This is a genomic window from Dyadobacter sp. Leaf189 (assembly GCF_001424405.1).
Classification (GTDB): Bacteria; Bacteroidota; Bacteroidia; order Cytophagales; family Spirosomataceae; genus Dyadobacter.
On sequence record NZ_LMPS01000006.1, the window covers coordinates 1 to 21,491 of the forward strand.

Consider the following 21,491-nt stretch of genomic DNA (forward strand, 5'->3'; position numbering starts at 1 on the left):
GCCGGCAAGCCGAGGATATGGACGGCGATGATCGCTTTGATGTAACCTCCCGAAAGAAGCCATCAATGTTTCTAACGAACCTATCTTTTTGCTCTCTTCATCATGTCAAAGAACGTTGCTCTGAAATTCTCAGAACTCGTGGCGTCGCCGTCTGCGATGCCTTTGTTGTTGATCGGGGTGCAAAAGTAGGAGGAACAATTTTAACAAGCAAGCATCTGCTGAAAATATTTTCAAAAAACTTCCAAATATTTTCAGCGCACCCCATTCATTTACCTGGAAAGTAATTATCGCAGTTATCGATTAGGAAAGACATGGTAGCGCTAACACTTCCAGTCAGGAAAATGATTTACTATATATATAGAGATCCTTGTCATAAGATCCGTTGCGCGGTCTAACCAAGAAAATCTACCCTTTTCCTATATGAGTGACTTTTCGCGGGCTAGTTTCTGGTACTTCTCAACGGCGGTGCCTTTGTCGGTTCGGAGTTCAGCCAGCAAATCAGTGGCAATGTCAGTTGGACAATGCCTGGATCCCCACAGAACCAGCTCTACGATAATGGGCACGGTATCCACCCCTTTTCCGGTCAGGCGGTAAGTGAACTTCGATTTTTTGTCGGCCGCCACAGTCTTGGTTAGTATGCCCTGCGATTCTAGGACTGCCAGACGATCTGCAAGAACATTGGTGGCAATCTTTTCTGCTGACAGCAGAAATTCTCCATAGGTAGACTTCCCAGCAAACACCATATCCCTCAGGATAAGAAAGGTCCACTTGTCTCCGAATATGTCCAGCGACGTGCTCACCGGGCAGGCAGAACGTTGTTTTAGTTCTTTCATAAATAATGATATATTACTTTACTTGCTTTTTGCAAGTAATTATCTCTACCTTTACACTTGCAAAACGCAAGTAAATATAACTGGATTTTTAATTTATTATCATGATTTTAATAACTGGTGCAACTGGTGGTCTGGGCAACGAAACCATTAATTTCTTACTTAATAACACTCCCGCCGGAGAAATCTCAGCTCTGGTGCGAGATGTAAGCAAAGCCACAGACCTTGTGGAGCGAGGTGTGAATGTCAGGCAAGCCGATTACTTTGACTATCCTTCGTTGGTACAAGCCATGCAAGGCATTGATAAGGTGCTGCTGGTGTCAGCAGTGGCATTTACCGACCGGCTACTGCAACACCGGAATGTGATCGACGCGGCGAAGGAGGCCGGAGTAAAACACCTTTTTTATACCAGCATTCAACGCAGTACCAACTTCGTGATGCAGGAAGTCACCGAAAGCGACCTGGCTACGGAGACCTACCTCAAAGCCTCCGGACTGATATACACCGTTCTTAAAAACGGCTACTACTTTGAAGGGCTGACTTATATGATCGGAAGCGAGGTACCCGATTCAGAGATCTTATTCCCGGCGGGCGAAGGCAGGATCGCATTCGTTAAGCGAGCCGAACTGGCTGCTGCTACCGCTGCTCTACTGACCAGCGAAGGGCATGACAATCGGGAGTATACCCTGACAGGCAGCGAAGCCTATTCATTTCACGACATTGCACGGGAATTATCCTCGCTAGTTGGACGCCCGATTACTTACAAAAACACTGAGATTCCGGCCTACGTTGCGAGGCAAGTGGCCGCTGGATTCCCGGAAGCCGTCGCGAATTTCATTGCTCAGTGGGGCGCCTCCGCCAAACACGGTATGTTGGCTGGCACACACGATACAGTAGAGCGTCTGCTGGGTCGCAAACCCACTTCGCTTCGGGAGTATTTAAAAGAGACGTACTTCGCTCGTCAATAGCGACTTGCCTAACGCCAGGAGTGTAAATGGATTCATGCATTAAATGGTATAAAAAGATATATTTACATCTTCCCAATGCATTTGATAGGTATAAGTCAATTACAGCACCATGAATACGAGAGATTTTGCCAATAGTTGGTTACAGTCATGGAACAACCATGATATTGAGGGCGTTCTATCCCATTTTTCAGAAGATGTTCAGGTCACGACACCCATGATTAAAATTGCGACTGGTGGAACTGAAAACACGCTCTATGGTAAAGACGCAGTGAGAGATTACTGGAATGTTGCAATCCTGAAATTCCCTGATTTACACTTCAAGTTGCTTTGCATTACAGAAGGCGTGGATTCGGTGGCATTATACTATGAAACAGTTATGAATAAAACAGCGATCGAGGTTATGTTCTTTGATGAAAATAACCTGGTTAAAAGAATGGACGCATTTTACAGTCTGTCGCCGGAGTGAATGCACCACATACTCACTGTCTGACGAAAACAAAATCTCAGGACAATGCAAATGTGAAGTATGATGCCACTCATTTAACCGCGCTATTCAGTCTGATTTTTCTGCCGGAAGTCCAGATTGTGAAAAACAAAGAACCGCAACACATTGTTGCTATTAAAGTGATTTCCGGAAGGCAGCTGCTGAAACTGGTTCATATAACCCAGCTGTGCATTCAGCCCCTTTGTAAACTGATAACCCAGACCGACGAAAAATCGGTTCTGATCAAAAAGATTATAGGTAATCTGCTTGCCCGCATTGATATGGATCTCATTATTAAAGGCAAAAAAGATTGTATTGGGCTCGATGAAATCACGGTTTAAAGGAACCATTAGATTCAGCAGATAGCGAACCCGGAAATTGAAGGCATATCCTTCCTGGAGACGATCATTTGCGATTTTTCTGTTAAAGCGTTCCTCCAAACGTATCCATTGTTGAGTTTGCAAGCGCTTTTGGCGGCTCGTCCAAAGTACCTGCTGCCATGGACGGTGCTCCGGCCGAAGGGTATGCAAGCCAGCAGCAGGATAGCTGCGCGCATAGGTGTATCCGGCAGTAAACCGCAGATGGTCATCGGCATAATAGGTAATGCCCGGCCGAATGAGCTGCGCAGACCAGCGTTCAAGAAAGTCTGTCCTTCTTGCGTGAACATCGAGCCAGATGCCCCATTTGTCTGTTAGCCTGCTTTGGTTGAAATAGCCTAGCCACACGCCATTTTGCTTATTGATCAGCTTCTGAGAAAAGGACGGAATTGTGAACAAGACAAAGAGTAGCGGTAAATACTTTTTCATCGATTCAGTTAATAATGACACAAATTTTGAATGCAGCAGCTGGTGCTGACTGCACTGCAATACTAACCGGTAGCAATCCCGGAAAATAGAACGAAAATGACGGATTTGTACGGAGTTTACTTTTTGTGCAAAGATTTTCTGAATGCAGAGGGATTTTGTCCTGTATGAAGCTTGAAAATGCGGTTGAAGTGACTTTGATCGGAAAAACCAGTCAGGTAAGCAATTTCGGCGAGACTATTTTTAGTGCTGCCCAGTAGTTCAATGGCCTTTTCGATCCTTTGTTTGCGGATGTACTCGCCAAACGACATATCACTAAAATATTTGGAAAATTCACGGGACACATACGACGGGTTCATATCCAGCCCTGCGGCAACTTCTTTCAGGCTAAGATTCAGATTTGTATCTATCTGATCCTGGATAATCTCTTTTAATTGCCTGGCCCAAACGGGAGCTTTCTCAGTCCCCGTCTTTTCAAGCATATAAGTATTAAATATCTCCAATAGCAGCTTTTCGGTTGGATTCTGCGTATGCTTTTGATCTTGTAAATGTCTCGCCCAGCTGTAAAGTGCATCGTAGATCAGCATCCCTTTCTCAAGCAGTTCGAAGTCATCAATAAAGTTGAAAGCCAGACCGGCGGAAATGGCCCACAGCCCTGAGCTTTGTGGTGCCAATGAATGCACATCGGTATCTGCACCACGAATGATGATAGCCATATCATTCACGGCGTCGTCGCGGATGTTGAATTTTTCAATCAGGCGATCAAATGTGCAGCGGTCCTCATAATGCGTCAGCTCAACGCCGGGTACGTCAAAAGCAATGGCATCAAGCTCTTTCGCTTTTTCAACTACTATATCGGATGGTACAAAGAAAAACTGAGCTTCCGGGTCTATGAATCTCCGGATTAACCAGGGACAGGCTAACCTGTCAATTTTTGGCCGTTCACGTGTTATCCAGTTCATTTGACTAAGATATAAACAGAACCTTACAGTAGCGCTTTCACCAGCTCCAATTCGTCAGCAAGATCCTATTATCATCGCAAAACAAGTATTTAACCCAACATCCCCAATCAGGAATTTTGGTAGACAATACAGTAATTTGTATAACATTCTCCCACCTGATAAGGTTGAAATTTGTGTTTCTGATTACTACTCAAAACACGAACGAACAGATGGACAATATCAATCGCAGAAAATTCCTCCCGGCAGGTGCGTTAAACGCCTCGGCTATGGCCGTTGCAAAAACCCACAGGCTATCTCCAGGGTTTATAATGAATAGTGCAGGAACATCATGCACGACTTTTGTAGTAGGTTTAATGGCTGGTCGTCGCGCCGGTGATTTAAGCCTGAACATTTATTCCAACAAACAACGATAACATGACACAGTCATTTGAGATTAAGGCATTTGGTAACCAGGCCAAAGAGGCGGAACTGGAACAACTAAGCATTCAAAGAAGAAAACCCACACCCCACGATGTAGAGATTGACATTCTATTCTGCGGCGTGTGCCACTCCGACCTCCACACTGCGCGCAGCGAATGGGGACCAACGATGTACCCGTGCGTGCCCGGCCACGAGATTGTCGGCAAGGTTAGAAATGTGGGCGGGCACGTCAGCAAATTCAAGGTTGGTGATATGGTGGGTGTGGGTTGTATGGTAGATTCCTGCCGCGAATGCGAATACTGCAAGGAAGGACTCGAACAATACTGCGAGCCCGGCATGGTAGGTACATACAATGCCCCTGACCCTTATTTTCCCGGCTCGCCAACGTTTGGCGGCTATTCAGAAACGGTTGTTGTCGACGAGCATTACGTACTCCGCATTCCCGACAACCTGGACCTTGCCGCGGCAGCTCCGTTGCTTTGTGCGGGTATCACCACGTATTCGCCGCTGCACCACTGGCAGGTAGGTCCAGGCAAAAAGGTAGGTGTTGTAGGGATTGGCGGACTAGGCCATATGGCGATCAAAATCGCCAAAGCAATGGGCGCTCATGTGGTCGCATTTACCACTTCGGAAACCAAGTTTGCAGAGGCTAAACGGCTTGGGGCAGATGAAGTGGTTCTTTCCAAAGACAAGGAACAAATGGCTGCATTCAAAGGGAAGCTGCACTTTATCCTCGATGCAGTCAGTGCCGAGCACGATATCAATGCATATCTCCGCCTGCTGCGTGTTGACGGTTCTCTTGCACTCGTAGGCGCACCCGAGCACCCGTTGCCGGTAGCCGCATTCAGCCTCATTGTCGGCCGGAAAAGCTTCGCAGGATCTTCCATAGGCGGTATCCGGGAAACACAGGAAATGCTGGATTTTTGCGGAGAGCATAACATCACGGCAGACATTGAAATGATCGACATTCAAAACATCAACGAAGCATACGAGCGGCTGCTGAAAGGCGATGTCAAGTATCGTTTTGTGATCGATATGGCGTCCTTAAAGGGTAACTAACGGCCTTAATGTTTAAATGCCGCCTTGTCTTTTGATGCGGCGGCATTTCTTTGTTAATCAGCATTCATTAATTTATGAAAAGTAGCCGGGTTATATCGGGTGATCAGATCCAAGGCGGTATACCACCATTCCCGGCAGACAGAAGGCTCCGCGAGAGCCCCAATTAGACGCGATGTGTTGTTTCTATAAACAGGGAGCCGCTCTGCGGCTGCTTTCCAGCTTCATGTGAATGCAATTGCAAGGTATTATTCGGCTCCCGAGGAGCCTCCTGTTTATAGAAGAGAGGAATTTACCAAGTTTTATGATTCTCACATTAATTTGGCTGCAAAAGGTAACAGATGCAGAGTATGGCCCTGCAAAGAAATGACGAACTGATATTTATATTGTTTTTACCACTTTGGCCGGGATTCCTGCGACAATTGTGTTCGCCGGAACATCCCGGCTTACTACTGCGCCAGCTGCCACCACCGCGTTTTCACCAATCGTAACACCCGGCAGGATCGTAGCAGCTGCGCCAATCCAGGCATTTCTCCGGATGATAACTGGCTTTGGGATAACTGTTTCGCGGTCTCCCGGATCCAAAGGGTGCGTTTCAGATGTGAGGTTAACCCTCGGGCCGATCATCACATTGTCCTCGATAGTTATCCCGCCCATATCCAGAAAGGAACAAGCGTGATTGATAAACACATTTTTGCCTAGACTAATAAGTCTGCCCAGATTGGTATAGAATGGAGGGAAAATGGTCGTAGATGCGTCGATGTTTGTTCCGATGATTTCACTCAGCCGCTCCCTTACCTGGTCGATATCTCCGGAAGCATTCATTACAGCCGATAACCGGATCGTATTAGCGACTGCCTGCTGAAATAAGCTGTACTCAGGATCATCTTTACGGATCGGTTCACCGGCCTTCATTCTCTCAAAAATATCTTTTACTCCAAAGTCAATGTCCATTTCATCCATATTTACCTCTGTTTTTCAAACTAGGTGTTACCCTTTCAATCATTTCAGCTTTCTAAAAATATCCAGCATGGTTTCCTTGTCCAGCGCATTCATATCCACCAGCTTCAATGCTTTCACCATTTTGAGGGTGGTTGTTTTGTAATGCTGGAAGTGCGGCGTTTTTAAATGCGACTGATAGGCGGCGCTGTCAGCATACATCTCAACGATCCGGATCTGGTTCGGCTGCTCTTTCATGCTCATGGGAAAAATCGCAACGACGCCCGGCTCCTTTTCGACCGAAGCTGCGGCTTCTTCTTTCAAAATCGCATTGTACTCCTTCAGGAATTCAGGCAGGATCTCAATTTCCGAGATCCGCACCATCATATCGGCTTCAACAACAGGCGATTCAGGCCGGGAAATAATTTTTCTCAGGGTATTGGCTTGTGTTTTGCTGACCAGCTTTTCAATAAGCTGTGCTGCCTCTGCAAGCTGGTTTTCGGTAATACCCACATTGATACCCATTTTCACATGAGCCTGTAACTGCGGAGTCAGGCCAGGCATTGCAGCGAGTGCTGAAATGGTTACAAATTCCCGCTCCTGAAAAGTCAATACTTCACTTTCGAAAATGTCGGCAAACAAGTGTTCTTTCAGGAATGCATCGATTCGCGGCGCAAATTCACCAAAACCAGGTGCTGGCTTTGACTGCGGTGTTTTGGTCAATGTCTCCAGAACTTTCCTACCCTGCTCGTATGAATCATTACCTGCTTTCGTAACAACACCCGGCTTTCCCTGCTTGTCCTTCATCCCGTCTGCTTTCCTTTTTTCTACAACAGCCATGAAAGTATTAATCGCATTCAGACTTCGTGGAAAACCGCAGTAGGCATAGAGCTGCACCAGTATTTCCTTTGTTTCCTCCACTGTCAAACCTGCGTCCAGACCATTGCCCAGCTCCGTCGAAAGCTTTTCAAGGTCCCCGGCCGCGGTCAGCCCGGAAATTGCGACGATGCTTTGCTCGCGTCCGCTCAATGCTTGTTTGGGAATGTTCGTTTGTGCTTTCATAACGTGGGCACCCAGCAGCGAGACAAAAATGAGTACCGCCGACAACAGTTTGTTTAATTTCATGATTGAGCAGGTTTACTGTTTGTTCACGGCACTATATTCTTCCTCCGAGACTGGTTTAAGCCAGACTACATTGGTTTCGCCCTCATAACTGGTAATCGCAATATGTGCCATTTTCGACATTGCCGCTGCTCCGTGCCAGTGCTCCACGTTCTCCGGAATGTTAATCACGTCCCCTTTTTTGATCGGCTGCGCAGGTTGGCCTTTTTCCTGATAATAACCTGCTCCCTCAGTAACGATGAGCACTTGTCCTTGTGGGTGTGTATGCCAATTGGTTCTGGCCCCAGCTTCAAAGGTTACACTGCCGATTGCAAAATCATTGTTTTTATCCCTGGCCAGAAGGGGAAACAGGTAAGCGTCACCTGTGAAATATCCGTTTGTTAATTTATCTCCTTTTTCGAAAAGCGGTGCATTGTTCTGGTTTGTCATGTTTGCCGAAGTTTTATGTTGGCTAAATGCTGCTATTGGCAAGAAAGCGCCAATTAGCAGTGCGTAAATAGCTGATTTTGTGTTTAATTTCATAGTACGAGAATTTCACTTTCAATTTGTATCACAAAGGTCGCCAGGCTCGGGCCGCCGGTTTTTACATAGATTACAGGTTTATTTACCAGTTTTACTGATCTGCCTATTTAAAGGAATTTCCGCGCAAATGCATTACTATATTTGAATTGAAAATCTTTGGATATGGAACAGGTAGAAAGACTGGAAACTGTAAAGCAGTACAACAACTGGGTGGGCGCCGAGACACTGCACCCGCTGGTGAGCGTAGTCAATTTCAATGAGATTCCGACTGTCCAGCATCTCAGGCGGTACATGGGCGTTTATGCCGTATTCCTCAAAAACATCAAATGCGGGGATATGATCTATGGCTGCCAGCCTTACGACTATGAAGACGGAACATTGGTTTTTGTGGCGCCAGGGCAGGTTTACGGCATCGACAGCAAAGGCGTAGCTACCAAACCCTCCGGTTATGCATTGATCTTTCACCCGGATTTGCTGGCCGGTACGCATCTGGGAAAAACGATCAAGGAATATTCGTTCTTTTCATATGAAGTCAGCGAAGCCTTGCATTTATCCAAAAAAGAAAGAGAAACCATTATCGATTGTTTTGAAAAGATCCGCATCGAAATGGATCAGAACATTGACAAGCATAGCAAGACGCTGATCGTTTCCAATATCGAATTGTTCCTCAATTACTGCATGCGGTTTTACGACCGGCAGTTTATCACCCGCACGAATGCAAACAAAAACATCCTGGTGCGTTTTGAAGATTTGCTTAATGATTATTTCAAATCCGGAAAAGCACAAACGTTAGGCTTGCCCAGTGTGGCTTACTGCGCCGAACAACTTCATTTATCCAGCAACTATTTTGGCGATCTTATCAAAAAAGAGACCGGCCACACCGCATTGGACTTCATTCAATCCAGATTGATCGAAGAAGCAAAAGTGAAAATATTCGAGGCGGACAATTCATTTGGCGAGATCGCTTACCAGCTGGGATTTAAATACCAGCAGCATTTCACAAGACTTTTCAAACAAAAGACCGGGGTTACACCAAACGAATACCGGAGTTTGAACTGATTACAGCACTTCATTGTCAAATCAGAATTTAGATTAGACTTTGCCTGCATTCTTTTGTATTCTTGCATGATCCTAACCCTGTTTGTTGATATGGAACCTATTTACAGACGAGATTTTCTTTCTCAGTTATCGTTAGCCACTGCCGCCATTTCGCTGCCTTCATTTGGCTTTCTGAACTCCCGCCGCGCTGATGAATTTGTCACAACAGAAACAAGCTACGGTAAGATCAAGGGCGCCCGAATGGACGGTGTCAACATTTTCAAAGGGATTCCCTATGGTGGCAAAGTATCCGGTGAAAGGCGATTTCGTCGGCCTGCGCCTTTGGAAAAGTGGACAGGCGTCAGGGATGCATTGGAATTTGGTCCGCCTGCGATTCAGTCGCCACGAAGAAATGAACCTGCACCTGCCGAAGACTGTCTTTTTCTGAATGTCTGGACACCGGCCAACGATAACAAAAAGCGGCCTGTAATGTTTTACAGCCACGGCGGCGGTTTTGTGATCGGCTCGGGTGCCTCGGCGAGTCAGGATGGTTCCAACCTGGCACGTAACTTCGATGTTGTTGTTGTTCAAACCAATCATAGACTGGGCTTACTCGGGTTTTTGTACCTGGATGAAATTGCTGGCCAGGATTATGCGGGCTCAGGCAACATGGGCATTCTCGATATTGCAGCCGGATTAAAATGGGTACATGAAAACATTGCGCAGTTCGGCGGCGATCCTGGTAATGTGATGATTTTTGGTGAATCAGGCGGCGGGGCAAAAACCTCCTGCCTTTACGCAATGCCAGAGGCAGCCCCTTACTTTAACAAAGCTTCCATTGAAAGCGGGCCCGGTGTGCGCATGTCCACAAAAGAGATTGCGGCAGAAACGACGGCCATGCTTTTGAAAGAGCTGAACATACCAGCAAACAACTGGCGCAAATTGCTGGAAGTGCCCACCGCAGATCTGCTGGCAATCCAGGCAAAGTTACCCTTTGTGCCGCCATTCCAGGAAAGAAACAGCAAGCGCAGCGGGATGCAGGGCCGCTTGGGTGGTTTCGGTCCGGTGGTAGACGAAAATGTGCTGCCCCACCATCCATTTGATCCGACTGCACCTGCTATTTCAAAAGACAAACCGCTGCTGGTTGGATGGAATGAAGATGAATATACCTTTTTTGCCTGGGAGCGAAAAGAGACCGAACCATTCAAAATGGATTTTGACGGCCTGCAAAAGAAGCTGGAACCGCAGTACGGTGCAGATACGCAAAAGATCATTCAAACCTACCGGAAAGCAACACCTGATGCCACCGCGCCGGACATTTTCGTGGCCATTTCCTCCATTACCATGATGGGACTTGGCTCGATCGACATTGTCGAGAAGAAAGCGAATCAAAATGGCGCGCCGGTTTATCTGTACAACTTCGGCTATAAATCTGAAAAGAAGATACCCGGCACCGAATATGCAATGGGGACGCCGCACGCGATGGACATTTCGTTTAAGTTCAACAATGAGATCCCGCCTCGCGACGGCTCAGTGCCCAAAGAAAGTTTCTTCGGCGGCAACCGACCCGAACGTTTCATAGCCTCACACCATTTCGCCGAGCTTTGGACCACATTTGCCCGCACCGGCAAACCCGCCGCCAAAGATGTACCTGCCTGGCCGGCTTACAACCTGAAAGACCGCCCGACCATGCGCATTGCTGACAAATGCGAAGTGATCAAAAACCGGTACGCCGGCGAGCTTACCATGTGGCGTTCTATCGGTAAGTTGTAATGCAGAATGCATCTAAATTCAGCCTTAACTGCTGTCCTTAGCTTGTTTTGATATATTTTTATGTCAACTCCAATATCTGATGAACGCGCCCTCCACTTACCCGACTAGTACGAATAAAATTGATAAAGAAGTGTTTTTTGAAAAATCGGCGGACCTGCTTTGCATTGCAGGATTCGATGGTTATTTCAAAGAGATCAACCCGGCCGTGTCCAACCTGCTGGAATATACCAAGGAGGAAATGTTGAGCAGACCTATTGATTCCTTCATCCACCCGGAAGACCGCAACATCACAAGCCAGTATCGGGAGAATCTCAAAAACAACATCCCGCTCTATAACTATGAGAATCGCTACATTACGAAATCCGGTGAAGCAGTGTGGCTTTCCTGGAACTCCATTCCACGTTACGAAGAACAGCTCGTTTACGCAACAGCCAAAAACATCACGCACCTTAAGCTTCTTGAAAGGGATCAGAATTTGCTCATTACCAGCCTCACCAAGATCAATCGCGATCTTACACAGCTGACTTACACCGCCTCGCACGATCTCCGTTCACCGGTAAGCAATTTACTTTCTGTTTTTGAACTGATGGACACTTCCAGCATTACGGATCAGGAAACGATTGAATTTTTGGGGATCCTTAAATCCGCAGCAGAAAGTCTGAAAGATACATTGAACAACTATGTAGACGCGCTGTTGAAAAAGGATTTGCTGACGGTCAAAATTGAGGAACTGGACATTGAAGAGTCTCTTAACAAGGTGCGTCATTCGTTAAAATCATTGATATATGATTCCAAGACTACCTTTCATGTGGACTTTTCAAGGGCAAAAACGGTGCAATATAACCGGGCCTACCTGGAAAGTACATTCCTCAATCTCATTACGAACTCCATTAAATATGCGATTCCGGGCAAGAACCCTGAAATCTCCATTGTCTCGGATAAGCTTAACCGGGACACAAAGTTGATTTATTCTGATCGGGGACTTGGCTTTGATATGGATGCAGTGAAGGACAAGGTTTTCGGGTTAAACCAGACCTTTCACAATCATGCTGATGGAAAGGGAGTTGGGCTTTTTCTGATCTATAACCACATTACCAATCTGGGCGGGAGCATTACGCTGGAGAGCCAGCCTAATCAGGGCGCGCAGTTCACTTTGATGTTTAAAGACAGATCTTTTTAAAGTACGTATATAGCTTTCCGTTTTACACTAAATTATTACGTTAGAAAATAGCTGTCGTCAACCGTCTCACTTCTTAAACTCGTGCGCAAGACCTGTTTTATCTGAAATGTCTTTCACAACATTATCCAGCTCGTTTGCTGCTATCTGAAGGAATTCGAGCAGTTTCTCACGTTCGTCGGCAAAAGTTTCCCAGTTCTGCAACATGGACGCAATGCCCATAATCCTTGCCAGCGGAGCCCTGACAACGTGCGATTGCATAAACGCAATCTCCCGCAGTTTCTCATTTTGCTGTTCAATGGCGCGGATGTAATTAAATCGTTCCGTCATGTCATTGGCGATGATCACCTTGGCCGGCTTTCCCTTGTACTGAATCAGGTTGCTCTGAATGTCGACCTTAATCATTTCACCATTCTTTTTAATATGCCTGAACATTCCCTGCCTCACCGTTTCGCGCGGTATGCTCTCCTGATCAAGTAATTCCAGCAGAAGCGGGAGATCCTCCTCCGGCCTGATATCGCCGATCGACATACTCAAAAACTCCTCTCTGCTGTATCCATAATTCTCGATCGCCGCCTGGTTAACGTCCAGGAATTTCAGTGAGCGGATATCAAAAACCCACATAGGAAGCGGGCTTAACTCAAACAGCGAACTGTAATTTTGTTCCGATTCTTCCAATGCCGAATTGATCTTCTTGCGCTCGGTAATGTCTTTGGAATACACCGACAAACCATTGGCTGACGGATAGGCACTGACATCATACCACTTGTCCGTAGGAGGATAGAAATCTTCAAAGTGAACTGCCTGTCCGGTTTCAACGGCGTAATGATAATTTTGATAAGATACCGAGTCAATTGCATCTGAAAATACATCCCAGAGGTTCTGCCCTCCATTTGTATCCTGCTTTTCAGCATAACAGACTCCGCAACATTATTCCAGTAAGTCACAATCCAGTTCCTGTCAACTGCAAAAAATGCATCGCCGATACTTTCCAGAATGGTATTTTTCTCTTCCAGTGCCAGCGTGGCTGTAAGCTCTGCTTTCTTTCTGACATCAATGTCCTGAAAACTTCCTCTGATCCGAACACATTTGCCGCGTTCAAACTCAGGTTCTCCGATTACCCTCACCCACCTGGTATTTCGGAGTGCCGTTACTATTTGTGCTTCGTAGTCAAAAGAGATGCCTTCCTCAATAGCCCGGGTTATCTGGTGCTGAATGTGGTCCCTGTCGGCAGGCTCTTTATAGAATTGCAGTCCGGACACGAGTTCAGGCTCATAATCTGCTTCTACCTCGTGGATTTTACGGGTAATCGGAGACCAGAAAACGGTGTTTTTCACTAAGTCCACCAGCCAGCCTCCAATCCCCGCCAGCGTGGTAACCTTGTCCAGCAGATCTTCCAGCTCGCGCCGCTCTGTAATGTCCCGTTCGACCGATATCCAGTGCGTGTACTTACCATGTTCATTAGCAACCGGCGTCACCGCGAGATTGATCCAGAACTCCTCCCCGCTCTTCTTGTAATTGATGATCGTGATCTCGCAGGGCTTCCAGTTGAGCAGGCTCTCTTTAAGCCTGTCAAGTTCCTTGCGGTCCGTTCTTGGCCCCTGCAATATCCGCGGCGTCTGGCCGATTACTTCCTCGGAAGTGTACCCGGTCATTTTCGTAAAAGCTTCATTCACGTACATGATCCTGGGCCCCGGTTCGTCCTGGGGTACGGCTTCGGTGATCAGGATAGCATCGCGGGTGTTCGTTATAACCGATTCCAGCAGTCGCAAATGCGCCTGTTCATGTCTGAGCTTCTCCTCACCGGATTTGCGCTCAGTGATATCCGACCGGATAGAAACATACTGGTAAGGTTTTCCCTTTTCATCAATGAAAGGCACAATCGTTGTATCAACCCAGTAATATTTTCCGTCTTTTGTCCGGTTTTTCAATTCTCCTTTCCAGACTTTTCCATTGGCAATGGTTGTCCAGAGGTTCTTTATATATGCTTTATCGTGAAATCCTGAGTTTATGATCCGGTGATCTCTCCCGATGAGCTCTTCATAAACATACCCGGATATGCGGCAGAAATTTTCATTCACATGCTTTATAACGCCTTTCTGATCGGTAACAGCAACAATGGCCGATTCGTCGAGGGCGTATTTGTATGCATACAGTTCGCTATTGCTCTTTTCAAGCAAAAAGTTGGATCTGCGTTGTTCCGAAATGTCCTGGTAATGGCAAACGATCGCCGCGATATCAGGGTCTTGCAGCAAGTTTGTAAAAGCGGACTCTATCCAGATGTAATCTCCCCCAGGCCTGAGCGTACGGAACACACAGGAAGCCGACATTCCTTCCAGTTGCGAAATGCCGTGAAGCGATTGAAATACATTAGCCAGATCGTCGGGGTGGATCGCATCTTCCAGGCGTGCACCCAGTCTGTGCTGATCTGCCCAGCCTGTGATCCGCGCTGCATTTGGACTACGGTATATTATCTCAAAAGAAGAGTTCAAAAGGGAAATTACCTCAAAGCTATTAGCCAGGAGCTTGGCCATTTGGCTGGCTTCGAGTTGCATTTTTAGCTTCATTTCTGAATAGGGAACACTGTGAAACTGACTTCATGATTCAAGTAGGTTATCCTCTCTGCACTGATAAGTAATTTGAAGAATATTTATGATAAATTTTCATGCCTGTAAAAATAATTTGACATCATCCCCTGCGAGTAAACACAGGCGCTCTAAGGCTGCTGAATATGATGCAAATCATGAGTTTTACTACATTTTTGATATATCTTGCCTCAATAATCATATATATCATATGCAGAGGATTGGAATAAAGGCGGCAGCATGCAAATAGAAAAATCGTCACTCGCACGTTCCGTAGTTGACCACATCACAGCAATGATCGCCTACTGGGACAAAGATCTGGTATGCAGGTTTGCGAATGCTTCGTATCTGGAATGGTTCGGCAAGAGCAGTGAAGAAATGATCGATAAGATTACTATCTCCGAACTCCTGGGACCACTCTACGAAAAAAACCTTCCCTACATTCAAGGGGTATTGAGTGGACAGCCGCAAACTTTTGAACGCCAGATCCCGATCCCGTCGGGAGGTAAAAGATTTACCCTCGCCAATTACTTCCCTGATATTGTCGACGGCGAAGTGGTAGGCTTTTTCGTCCATGTTGCAGACATCAATGAAGTGAAGATTCTGCAACGTGAACTGTCGAAATCCAACGAAGTAATCAAACAGCAGAACTTGCGTCTGGCAAACTTTGCCAACGTAGTCGCGCACGACCTCCGCTCCTACTCAGGTAACCTCAGTTCGTTGCTCGCATTGTACGACCTCACTGCCGATGCCGATGAACAAAAAGAGATTTTCGGGTTTTTAAAAGACCTCTCAAAAGCCTTTTCCTCAACAGTCGAAAACCTTTCAGAAGCGGCCAAAATCCAGAATTTTACCACATTACAGACGGAGCCCTGCAATCTGCTGCAGTTCTTTGAAGTCGCAAAAAGAACGCTCCATCTGCAAATTGTCTCCCTGAATGCCACTGTGTCGATCAATATCGATCCCGACGCGATGGTTCTTGCGCAGCCGTCTTACCTGGAAAGTATAGCACTGAACCTGTTGACGAATGCGCTCAAATACCATCATCCCGATCGCTCTCCTTCGATCGAGATCAGCTCCGACCTTGAAGATGAACTTATATGTGTGAAGGTGAAAGACAATGGGATCGGCATTGATCTTGAAAAGCATGGGAAAGAACTCTTCGGTATGTTCAAGACCTTTAATGGGAATAGAGATGCAAGAGGTATCGGCCTTTTTATTACTAAATTTCAGGTCGAGGCGCTGGGCGGGAGCATTGAGGTTCAAAGCAAATTGGGCGAAGGTACTTGTTTCAAATTGCTCCTTGTTCCTTCGAAATAGCAAAGCTGCAGATAAGCAGACCTGCATTTCCCCACAGGTAAATATTTCAATGCAATGGCTTTTGCGTCGGAGCAGTAGTTATAACTTTTAGAGCAGCAGGCCTTGGTGTCGCAATCTTATCGTGCATTTTCTGATGAAGCGTTGGTCCATTTGGTTTGCAACCAGCACGACGAGGTTGCTTTTACCGAATTGTATCGCCGTCACGTCAAATCGCTCGTACAAAACGCGATCCGAAAAACCGGGAGCAAAACCGTCGCAGAAGATCTTGTACAGGAAACGTTTGTAAAGTTCTGGCTGGGCAGACACAAATTTGAGGCCCGGAAGAATGTCGGCGCGTATCTCAACGGCATCTTGAAAAACTCTATTATCACGCATTATCACCGGGAGCAAAGGCAACAGGTAGTTCCGCTGGAGGAAGCAGAAAATCCCTCTGCCGACGATACACAGCAGCATCTAGACATGAATGTGCTCAGCGAACTTTACAATCAATCGCTTCTGAAACTACCTTGGAAATGCCGCCAGGCATTTGAGCTCAGCCGGCAAGGGCATAGCCTTAAAGAAATTGCGGCGGCAATGGATATCTCGGAAAAGACCGTGGAAGCGCACATCAGCAAAGCACTGAAAATCCTCCGCGTTGAAATGAAAGATTACATTGCATTAGCCTTGCTGGGAATACCCTTCCTCTGAATACTCCTATACCTATCCTATTTTTTAAAAGTAAATTCACATTAGACTAAGGGATACCGTCTGTTTTTCCAGACTGTATAAGTAGAGATTGCATTAAAGCATGGAATATTTATACAAAAATGATCAACAAGACCCCGTCGCCTGAGTTGCTGCGCAAGTATCTGGCAAATGAATGCACCGACTCCGAACATCAGTTTGTAGATGAATGGTACCGTACCCTTCACCTGCAATCGGACGAAGAATTTACCGAAAACGACGAAGAGAAACTTCTCCTGCGCATCAAAGACCAGATATCCGACCAGGAAGCATTCGTTGAAGAAACGCCCGTCCGCGTCATTAACTGGAAAGTGTACCTGAGTGGCGTAGCGGCCGCCGTGATCTTATCGCTCGGATTTTTATTCTATCATCTACGATTCCAAAAACAGCCGGTATCTTCTGTTACCAACCAGGAAATACCTGTTAGAATGGTGAACCGGCAGAAGAAAATCATACGCTACGAGCTTCCTGATAACAGCATTGTTTGGATCCAGCCGGGCGCAAGCATTGAACACCCGCAGACTTTCAATGGGAAAGAAACCAGAGAAGTCAGTTTCGAAGGGGAAGGTTTTTTTAATGTGTCCAAAGACCGTAACCATCCATTTATCATTCACAGCGGTACACTGAAAACAGAAGTACTCGGTACCAGCTTCAACGTTCGCGCCAATCGTGATGAAAAAACGTACCAGGTTTCGGTGGTGACTGGAAGCGTGTCTGTGAGCTCCGAAGATCAGGATGAAAAAGTCCTGCTCAAACCTAGTCAGCAGGCAGTTTTTGAGCGCGCTACCAATGACCTGAGAATGGCTAATCTGGATATTAAGAAAAATGACAATGAAACCTGGCAGCCGGTATCACTCGACTTTGACAACGTGCCTCTTCAGGAAATTACGGAACAACTTCAGAAAGTATTCCGGGTGAAAATCTCCATTGCCAACCCGCTTTTAAAACAATGCGTGATCAAAGTCGGATTCGACCATCAAAATCTGCCTGAAATACTCGAAATGATCAACACCCTTTTGGGCAGTACCTATGAAATGGATGGAGACCACATTGTGCTGTCGGGCGAAAGCTGCGGCGGGCAATAATTACAATCGACTTTTCCTAAACCCCGATCTATACTAACTAAAACCCGATTGCCTATGATTAAAACTGATCAGACAATGACAGGAAAGTCAGGAGTGGTTGCAACACTCCTGACCGTAACTGACTAATCGCAACCACGGTCGCCGCGACTGCGGTTACCCGTGATTCCGAACGATTTCGAACCTATTAACCAGTCATTAGTAAAATTATGAAGAAACACTTGTATTGCAAGTATGGCATTCTTGTAACTATTATGCGCCTAACCCTCTACCAGCTCATTTGCGCGGTTTTCCTTTCTGCTATGGCGTATGCACACCGTACACCGGCGCAGGAGCTTTTGAACCGTAACCTGACATTGAAGCTGTCGGACGCTACGCTTGAAAAGGTATTGAACCGGATCGAAAACCATGCAAAAGTCCGGTTTGCATACAGCCGGGAGGTAGTTCGCGTTTCGGAAACGGTGAGCGTGACAGCTAAAAACGAAGCGTTATCCTCCGTCCTGGATCGTCTTTTTGCACCACTTGGTATTAATTACCAGGTTGTGAACGGGCAAATTTTGTTGTCCAAAGCAAAAAAGGAAACCTCAGCCCTGCGCCCCGACGAAAAAGTCCAGCTTACAGCTGAGCAGAACGCCGATGTGCGGGTGCGCGGCAAAGTAACCGGCTCGGATAACAACGAACCTTTACCCGGAGTGAGCGTGGTAGTAAAAGGTACCTCTGCCGGGACAACCACGGATATTGAGGGTAATTATGAGCTTTCAGTCGCCGGAGAATCGGCGATCCTGGTGTTCAGTTTTGTGGGATATACACCTCAGGAAATTACACTGGGCAATCGTAACCAGCTCGATGTGAAGCTCGTAGCAGACATTAAAGCACTCAATGAGGTGGTAGTGGTGGGATATGGTACTCAAAAACGCGGCGATATCACCGGTTCGGTAGCCTCGGTGAGTGCCAAAGACATTGCCGGCTTACCTACACCCAGCCTCGACGGTGCATTGACCGCCAAAATGCCGGGTGTATATGTAGCCCAAACCACCGGTACACCTGGCGGCGGACTTACGGTACGGGTGAGAGGGACCGGCTCAATTGGTGCCGGAAACGAGCCATTGTATGTGATCGACGGCTTTCCCGTGACCGCTTCCTACAATCAGACCAGCAACCCGCTGAATTCCCTGAATCCGAATGATATCGAATCGGTAGAAATCCTGAAAGACGCTTCTTCCACGGCTATTTACGGATCACGCGGATCCAATGGGGTTGTGATTGTAACTACCAAAAGTGGAAAATCCGGAAAGATGCGGGTGGATATCGATGCGTATACAGGCGTGCAAAGTGTGACAAAAACCCTGGACATGATGAATGCAAGCGAGTTTGCGCAGTATATCATTGACAGCCGCAACAATGCCTGGGTAGATGCAGGCGGCAAGCCGGAAGACCCGAACTCTGCCAGGACCGCCATTTACCAGATATTACCTGCCTTACAAAATCCGGGTGCACTTGGAGAGGGTACAAACTGGCAAAACGAAATCTTTCGCCAGGCACCGACACATAATGTACAGCTTACGCTTTCCGGCGGGAATGACAAGATCAAATACATGACTTCCGGCGGGTATTTCAAACAAGACGGAATCGTGCTCAATTCCGATTTTAAGAGATATACATTCCGCGTAAACCTGGAAGCACAGGCATCGAAACGATTCAAAATCGGTCTGAATTTGACACCTGCGTATACCATAAGCAATCCGACCGGCTCGGAAGGTCACTGGGCCAATGGCGGGATTGTACTCTCCGCTCTGACAATGGCGCCGCATTTGCCGGTTTACAAGGAAGACGGCACCTATTCAACCGGGCTGGATCTGGGAAATGGTTTTAGCAGCATTGAAAATCCTGTAAAACTGGCCAAAGAACGCATTAACCGCCTGAATGAACTGCGTCTGCTCGGGACTGTTTTCGGCGAATACAAAATCCTGAATAACCTCACATATAAACTGTTGCTCGGTACAGACCTGCAATCCAGTCGTCAGAATACATTCAGTCCGTCCATTGTAGGCCGCGACGGCGCCGTTCCGCCATTGATCCCGGCGGGCAGCGCTACCAACACCAGTTCGTACAACTGGCTGATCGAGCATACTCTGAATTTTAACAAATCGTGGGACAAACACCATTTTGACGCGCTGGGTGGATTTACTGCCCAGAAAGTCCGCTCCGATAATGCGCAGATCAATTCGACTAACTTCCCAAATGACCTGGTAGAAACCCTGAATGCAGGAATTGTATCGTCGGCTTCCACCACGGCTGAGGAATGGTCGCTGCTATCGTACCTGGCACGTGCTAATTATAGCTATGACAGCCGCTACCTTTTAACAGCTACGATCCGCCGCGATGGTTCTTCACGTTTCGGACAAAATAACAAATGGGGCGTTTTCCCTTCGGTGTCGGCCGGATGGCGCATTTCGGAAGAAGCCTTTATGAAGAGTATACCTGTGATCAATGAATTGAAACTGAGGGCCAGCTATGGTCATACCGGAAACAACTTCATCGGAAACTATGATCACATCGGGTTATTGTCAAAGCGAAATTACACCTTCGCGGGCACCGTGGTTAATGGGCTCGGACCGAACAGGATCAGCAATGCTAACCTGAGCTGGGAAAAGAACAAGCAGGCTGATATTGGCCTTGAACTTGGGATATTTCAAAACCGGATTTTTCTGGTGGCCGATTACTATAAAAAGATCACGTCCGATCTGCTGCTGAACGTGCCTACCCCATCCATTACCGGGTATACAACTGCCCGCCAGAACATCGGCAAGATCGAAAACAAAGGCTGGGAGTTTGGACTAACGACGCAGAACCTTAACAAAAAGCTGAAATGGAGTACGGATTTCAATATTTCGTTCAACAGAAATAAAGTACTGGCTCTGGGACCGAGCGGCGATCCTTTGTATGGAAATTACCAGGTTACCGCCAGTCACGTCACGCAGATCGGAAAGCCGATGGGTAACTACTATGGCTATGAGGTCGCCGGGATTTTCCAGACGGCTGACGAAGTGAAAAACAGTCCTGCATTTGCAGAATCGAAACCTGGCCAGCTGCGGTTTGTGGATGTAAATGGCGATCGAAAGCTGAGCAGCGACGACCGTACCATTCTGGGAAACCCGCAGCCGGATTTTATTTATGGCATGACCAATACATTCTCTTTCAAAGGAATAGATCTGACCATATTACTGCAAGGTGTGCAGGGTAATGAGATCCTCAATCTCGGACGTCGCTTTTATGCAAACTACGCCGGTACTGCCAATGGGATCCGTGAAATGAACAACAGCTGGAAGTCGGCGCAGGATCCGGGAGACGGCAAAACTCCCCGTACCAACCGTGACCTGAACAAGTACGCCAGCAGCAATTCCAGCGCCAACATTTCATCAGTACATGTCGAAGACGGCTCGTTTCTGCGCATCCGCAATATCGCGCTCGGCTACAATTTGCCCGGACCATTGCTGGAAAAAATAAAGATGCGCACCATGCGGGTCTACGTCAACCTGCAAAATCCGGTCACCTGGACCAAGTACACCGGCTACAATCCTGAGGTGAGCGTGCAGGGTGCAAGTCCGCTTGAACCCGGTGTGGACTATGGGGGCTACCCTATTGCCAAAGTGTACACAGTTGGTCTGAACATTGGTTTTTAAATCA

At 47.0% G+C, this 21,491-nt stretch carries 19 protein-coding genes; 11 read left to right on the forward strand and 8 right to left on the reverse strand.

Features of this window, described 5'->3' with window-relative positions:
* On the forward strand, positions 1-284 hold a 284-nt coding region (locus tag ASG33_RS25895; protein ID WP_162242759.1), incomplete at its 5' end, for a hypothetical protein.
* Positions 285-416: 132 nt separating this feature from the next.
* Here the strand turns inward: ASG33_RS25895 and ASG33_RS18405 are convergent.
* Positions 417-833: a helix-turn-helix domain-containing protein gene (locus ASG33_RS18405; RefSeq protein WP_056288693.1), complete on the reverse strand. Its 417-nt coding sequence runs from the start codon at positions 831-833 to the stop codon at positions 417-419.
* 101 nt (positions 834-934) lie between these two features.
* On the opposite strand from ASG33_RS18405, the gene ASG33_RS18410 reads away from it, so the two are divergent.
* Together ASG33_RS18410 and ASG33_RS18415 are read left to right on the forward strand one after the other, a co-directional pair.
* On the forward strand, positions 935-1,798 hold the full coding sequence (locus ASG33_RS18410; protein WP_056288696.1) for an SDR family oxidoreductase: 864 nt from the start codon (positions 935-937) through the stop codon (positions 1,796-1,798).
* Positions 1,799-1,907: 109 nt separating this feature from the next.
* Positions 1,908-2,264, forward strand: coding sequence for a nuclear transport factor 2 family protein (locus tag ASG33_RS18415; protein ID WP_056288699.1), 357 nt, complete (start codon positions 1,908-1,910; stop codon positions 2,262-2,264).
* 83 nt (positions 2,265-2,347) lie between these two features.
* Here ASG33_RS18415 and ASG33_RS18420 read toward each other — a convergent pair whose 3' ends face one another.
* Together ASG33_RS18420 and ASG33_RS18425 are read right to left on the reverse strand one after the other, a co-directional pair.
* Positions 2,348-3,088 (reverse strand): DUF2490 domain-containing protein, encoded by a 741-nt coding sequence (locus tag ASG33_RS18420; protein ID WP_056290435.1) that lies wholly within the window; start codon positions 3,086-3,088, stop codon positions 2,348-2,350.
* 116 nt (positions 3,089-3,204) lie between these two features.
* Positions 3,205-4,047: a chromate resistance protein ChrB domain-containing protein gene (locus ASG33_RS18425; protein WP_056288703.1), complete on the reverse strand. Its 843-nt coding sequence runs from the start codon at positions 4,045-4,047 to the stop codon at positions 3,205-3,207.
* A gap of 414 nt (positions 4,048-4,461) precedes the next feature.
* Between ASG33_RS18425 and ASG33_RS18435 the strand changes: the two genes are divergently transcribed.
* Positions 4,462-5,526, forward strand: coding sequence for an NAD(P)-dependent alcohol dehydrogenase (locus tag ASG33_RS18435; RefSeq protein ID WP_056288710.1), 1,065 nt, complete (start codon positions 4,462-4,464; stop codon positions 5,524-5,526).
* A 378-nt stretch (positions 5,527-5,904) separates the two neighbouring features.
* Here the strand turns inward: ASG33_RS18435 and ASG33_RS18440 are convergent, their stop codons facing one another.
* From ASG33_RS18440 to ASG33_RS18450, 3 genes are read right to left on the reverse strand one after another with little or no spacing between them, the layout of a single operon-like run.
* Positions 5,905-6,486: a DapH/DapD/GlmU-related protein gene (locus ASG33_RS18440; RefSeq protein ID WP_229238727.1), complete on the reverse strand. Its 582-nt coding sequence runs from the start codon at positions 6,484-6,486 to the stop codon at positions 5,905-5,907.
* A 39-nt stretch (positions 6,487-6,525) separates the two neighbouring features.
* Positions 6,526-7,587, reverse strand: a complete 1,062-nt coding sequence (locus ASG33_RS18445) for a carboxymuconolactone decarboxylase family protein (protein ID WP_082489308.1) — start codon at positions 7,585-7,587, stop codon at positions 6,526-6,528.
* Positions 7,588-7,599: 12 nt separating this feature from the next.
* A complete protein-coding gene (locus tag ASG33_RS18450) occupies positions 7,600-8,013 on the reverse strand; it encodes a cupin domain-containing protein (protein WP_056288717.1) in 414 nt (137 codons plus the stop codon).
* 255 nt (positions 8,014-8,268) lie between these two features.
* On the opposite strand from ASG33_RS18450, the gene ASG33_RS18455 reads away from it, so the two are divergent.
* From ASG33_RS18455 to ASG33_RS18465, 3 genes are all read left to right on the forward strand, one after another.
* Positions 8,269-9,165 (forward strand): AraC family transcriptional regulator, encoded by an 897-nt coding sequence (locus ASG33_RS18455; RefSeq protein WP_056288720.1) that lies wholly within the window; start codon positions 8,269-8,271, stop codon positions 9,163-9,165.
* A 90-nt stretch (positions 9,166-9,255) separates the two neighbouring features.
* Positions 9,256-10,917, forward strand: coding sequence for a carboxylesterase/lipase family protein (locus ASG33_RS18460; protein ID WP_056290441.1), 1,662 nt, complete (start codon positions 9,256-9,258; stop codon positions 10,915-10,917).
* 79 nt (positions 10,918-10,996) lie between these two features.
* Complete coding sequence (locus ASG33_RS18465; RefSeq protein WP_056288723.1) at positions 10,997-12,097, forward strand: PAS domain-containing sensor histidine kinase; 1,101 nt, start codon at positions 10,997-10,999, stop codon at positions 12,095-12,097.
* Between the two features lie 66 nt (positions 12,098-12,163).
* On the opposite strand, the gene ASG33_RS18470 is transcribed toward ASG33_RS18465, so the two are convergent.
* Positions 12,164-12,817: a PAS domain S-box protein gene (locus tag ASG33_RS18470; RefSeq protein ID WP_162242760.1), complete on the reverse strand. Its 654-nt coding sequence runs from the start codon at positions 12,815-12,817 to the stop codon at positions 12,164-12,166.
* Positions 12,730-14,661 carry a bifunctional diguanylate cyclase/phosphodiesterase gene (locus tag ASG33_RS18475; protein WP_056288734.1) on the reverse strand — a complete coding sequence of 644 codons (1,932 nt, stop codon included), beginning with the start codon at positions 14,659-14,661 and terminating at the stop codon, positions 12,730-12,732. The genes ASG33_RS18470 and ASG33_RS18475 overlap by 88 nt, the downstream gene beginning before the upstream one ends.
* Before the next feature lie 258 nt (positions 14,662-14,919).
* Here ASG33_RS18475 and ASG33_RS18480 point away from each other — a divergent pair, with 258 nt between their 5' ends.
* The 4 genes from ASG33_RS18480 (at position 14,920) to ASG33_RS18495 (ending at position 21,487) form a co-directional block, all read left to right on the forward strand.
* A complete protein-coding gene (locus ASG33_RS18480) occupies positions 14,920-15,999 on the forward strand; it encodes a PAS domain-containing sensor histidine kinase (protein ID WP_056288738.1) in 1,080 nt (359 codons plus the stop codon).
* Between the two features lie 105 nt (positions 16,000-16,104).
* A complete protein-coding gene (locus tag ASG33_RS18485; RefSeq protein ID WP_056288740.1) occupies positions 16,105-16,686 on the forward strand; it encodes an RNA polymerase sigma factor in 582 nt (193 codons plus the stop codon).
* A 119-nt stretch (positions 16,687-16,805) separates the two neighbouring features.
* Positions 16,806-17,807, forward strand: a complete 1,002-nt coding sequence (locus tag ASG33_RS18490; RefSeq protein WP_056288744.1) for a FecR family protein — start codon at positions 16,806-16,808, stop codon at positions 17,805-17,807.
* 206 nt (positions 17,808-18,013) lie between these two features.
* Complete coding sequence (locus ASG33_RS18495; RefSeq protein WP_082489311.1) at positions 18,014-21,487, forward strand: TonB-dependent receptor; 3,474 nt, start codon at positions 18,014-18,016, stop codon at positions 21,485-21,487.
* Positions 21,488-21,491: the final 4 nt, after the last annotated feature.

Coding starts and splice junctions, on each gene's coding strand:
- ASG33_RS18415 (WP_056288699.1), top strand. CDS start 1,908: ATGAATACGAGAGATTTTGCCAATAGTTGGTTACAGTCATGGAACAAC.
- ASG33_RS18475 (WP_056288734.1), bottom strand. CDS start 14,661: ATGAAGCTAAAAATGCAACTCGAAGCCAGCCAAATGGCCAAGCTCCTG.
- ASG33_RS18445 (WP_082489308.1), bottom strand. CDS start 7,587: ATGAAATTAAACAAACTGTTGTCGGCGGTACTCATTTTTGTCTCGCTG.
- ASG33_RS18495 (WP_082489311.1), top strand. CDS start 18,014: ATGAAGAAACACTTGTATTGCAAGTATGGCATTCTTGTAACTATTATG.
- ASG33_RS18410 (WP_056288696.1), top strand. CDS start 935: ATGATTTTAATAACTGGTGCAACTGGTGGTCTGGGCAACGAAACCATT.
- ASG33_RS18455 (WP_056288720.1), top strand. CDS start 8,269: ATGGAACAGGTAGAAAGACTGGAAACTGTAAAGCAGTACAACAACTGG.
- ASG33_RS18480 (WP_056288738.1), top strand. CDS start 14,920: ATGCAAATAGAAAAATCGTCACTCGCACGTTCCGTAGTTGACCACATC.
- ASG33_RS18405 (WP_056288693.1), bottom strand. CDS start 833: ATGAAAGAACTAAAACAACGTTCTGCCTGCCCGGTGAGCACGTCGCTG.
- ASG33_RS18465 (WP_056288723.1), top strand. CDS start 10,997: ATGAACGCGCCCTCCACTTACCCGACTAGTACGAATAAAATTGATAAA.
- ASG33_RS18460 (WP_056290441.1), top strand. CDS start 9,256: ATGGAACCTATTTACAGACGAGATTTTCTTTCTCAGTTATCGTTAGCC.
- ASG33_RS18490 (WP_056288744.1), top strand. CDS start 16,806: ATGATCAACAAGACCCCGTCGCCTGAGTTGCTGCGCAAGTATCTGGCA.
- ASG33_RS18420 (WP_056290435.1), bottom strand. CDS start 3,088: ATGAAAAAGTATTTACCGCTACTCTTTGTCTTGTTCACAATTCCGTCC.
- ASG33_RS18425 (WP_056288703.1), bottom strand. CDS start 4,047: ATGAACTGGATAACACGTGAACGGCCAAAAATTGACAGGTTAGCCTGT.
- ASG33_RS18440 (WP_229238727.1), bottom strand. CDS start 6,486: ATGGATGAAATGGACATTGACTTTGGAGTAAAAGATATTTTTGAGAGA.
- ASG33_RS18435 (WP_056288710.1), top strand. CDS start 4,462: ATGACACAGTCATTTGAGATTAAGGCATTTGGTAACCAGGCCAAAGAG.
- ASG33_RS18450 (WP_056288717.1), bottom strand. CDS start 8,013: ATGACAAACCAGAACAATGCACCGCTTTTCGAAAAAGGAGATAAATTA.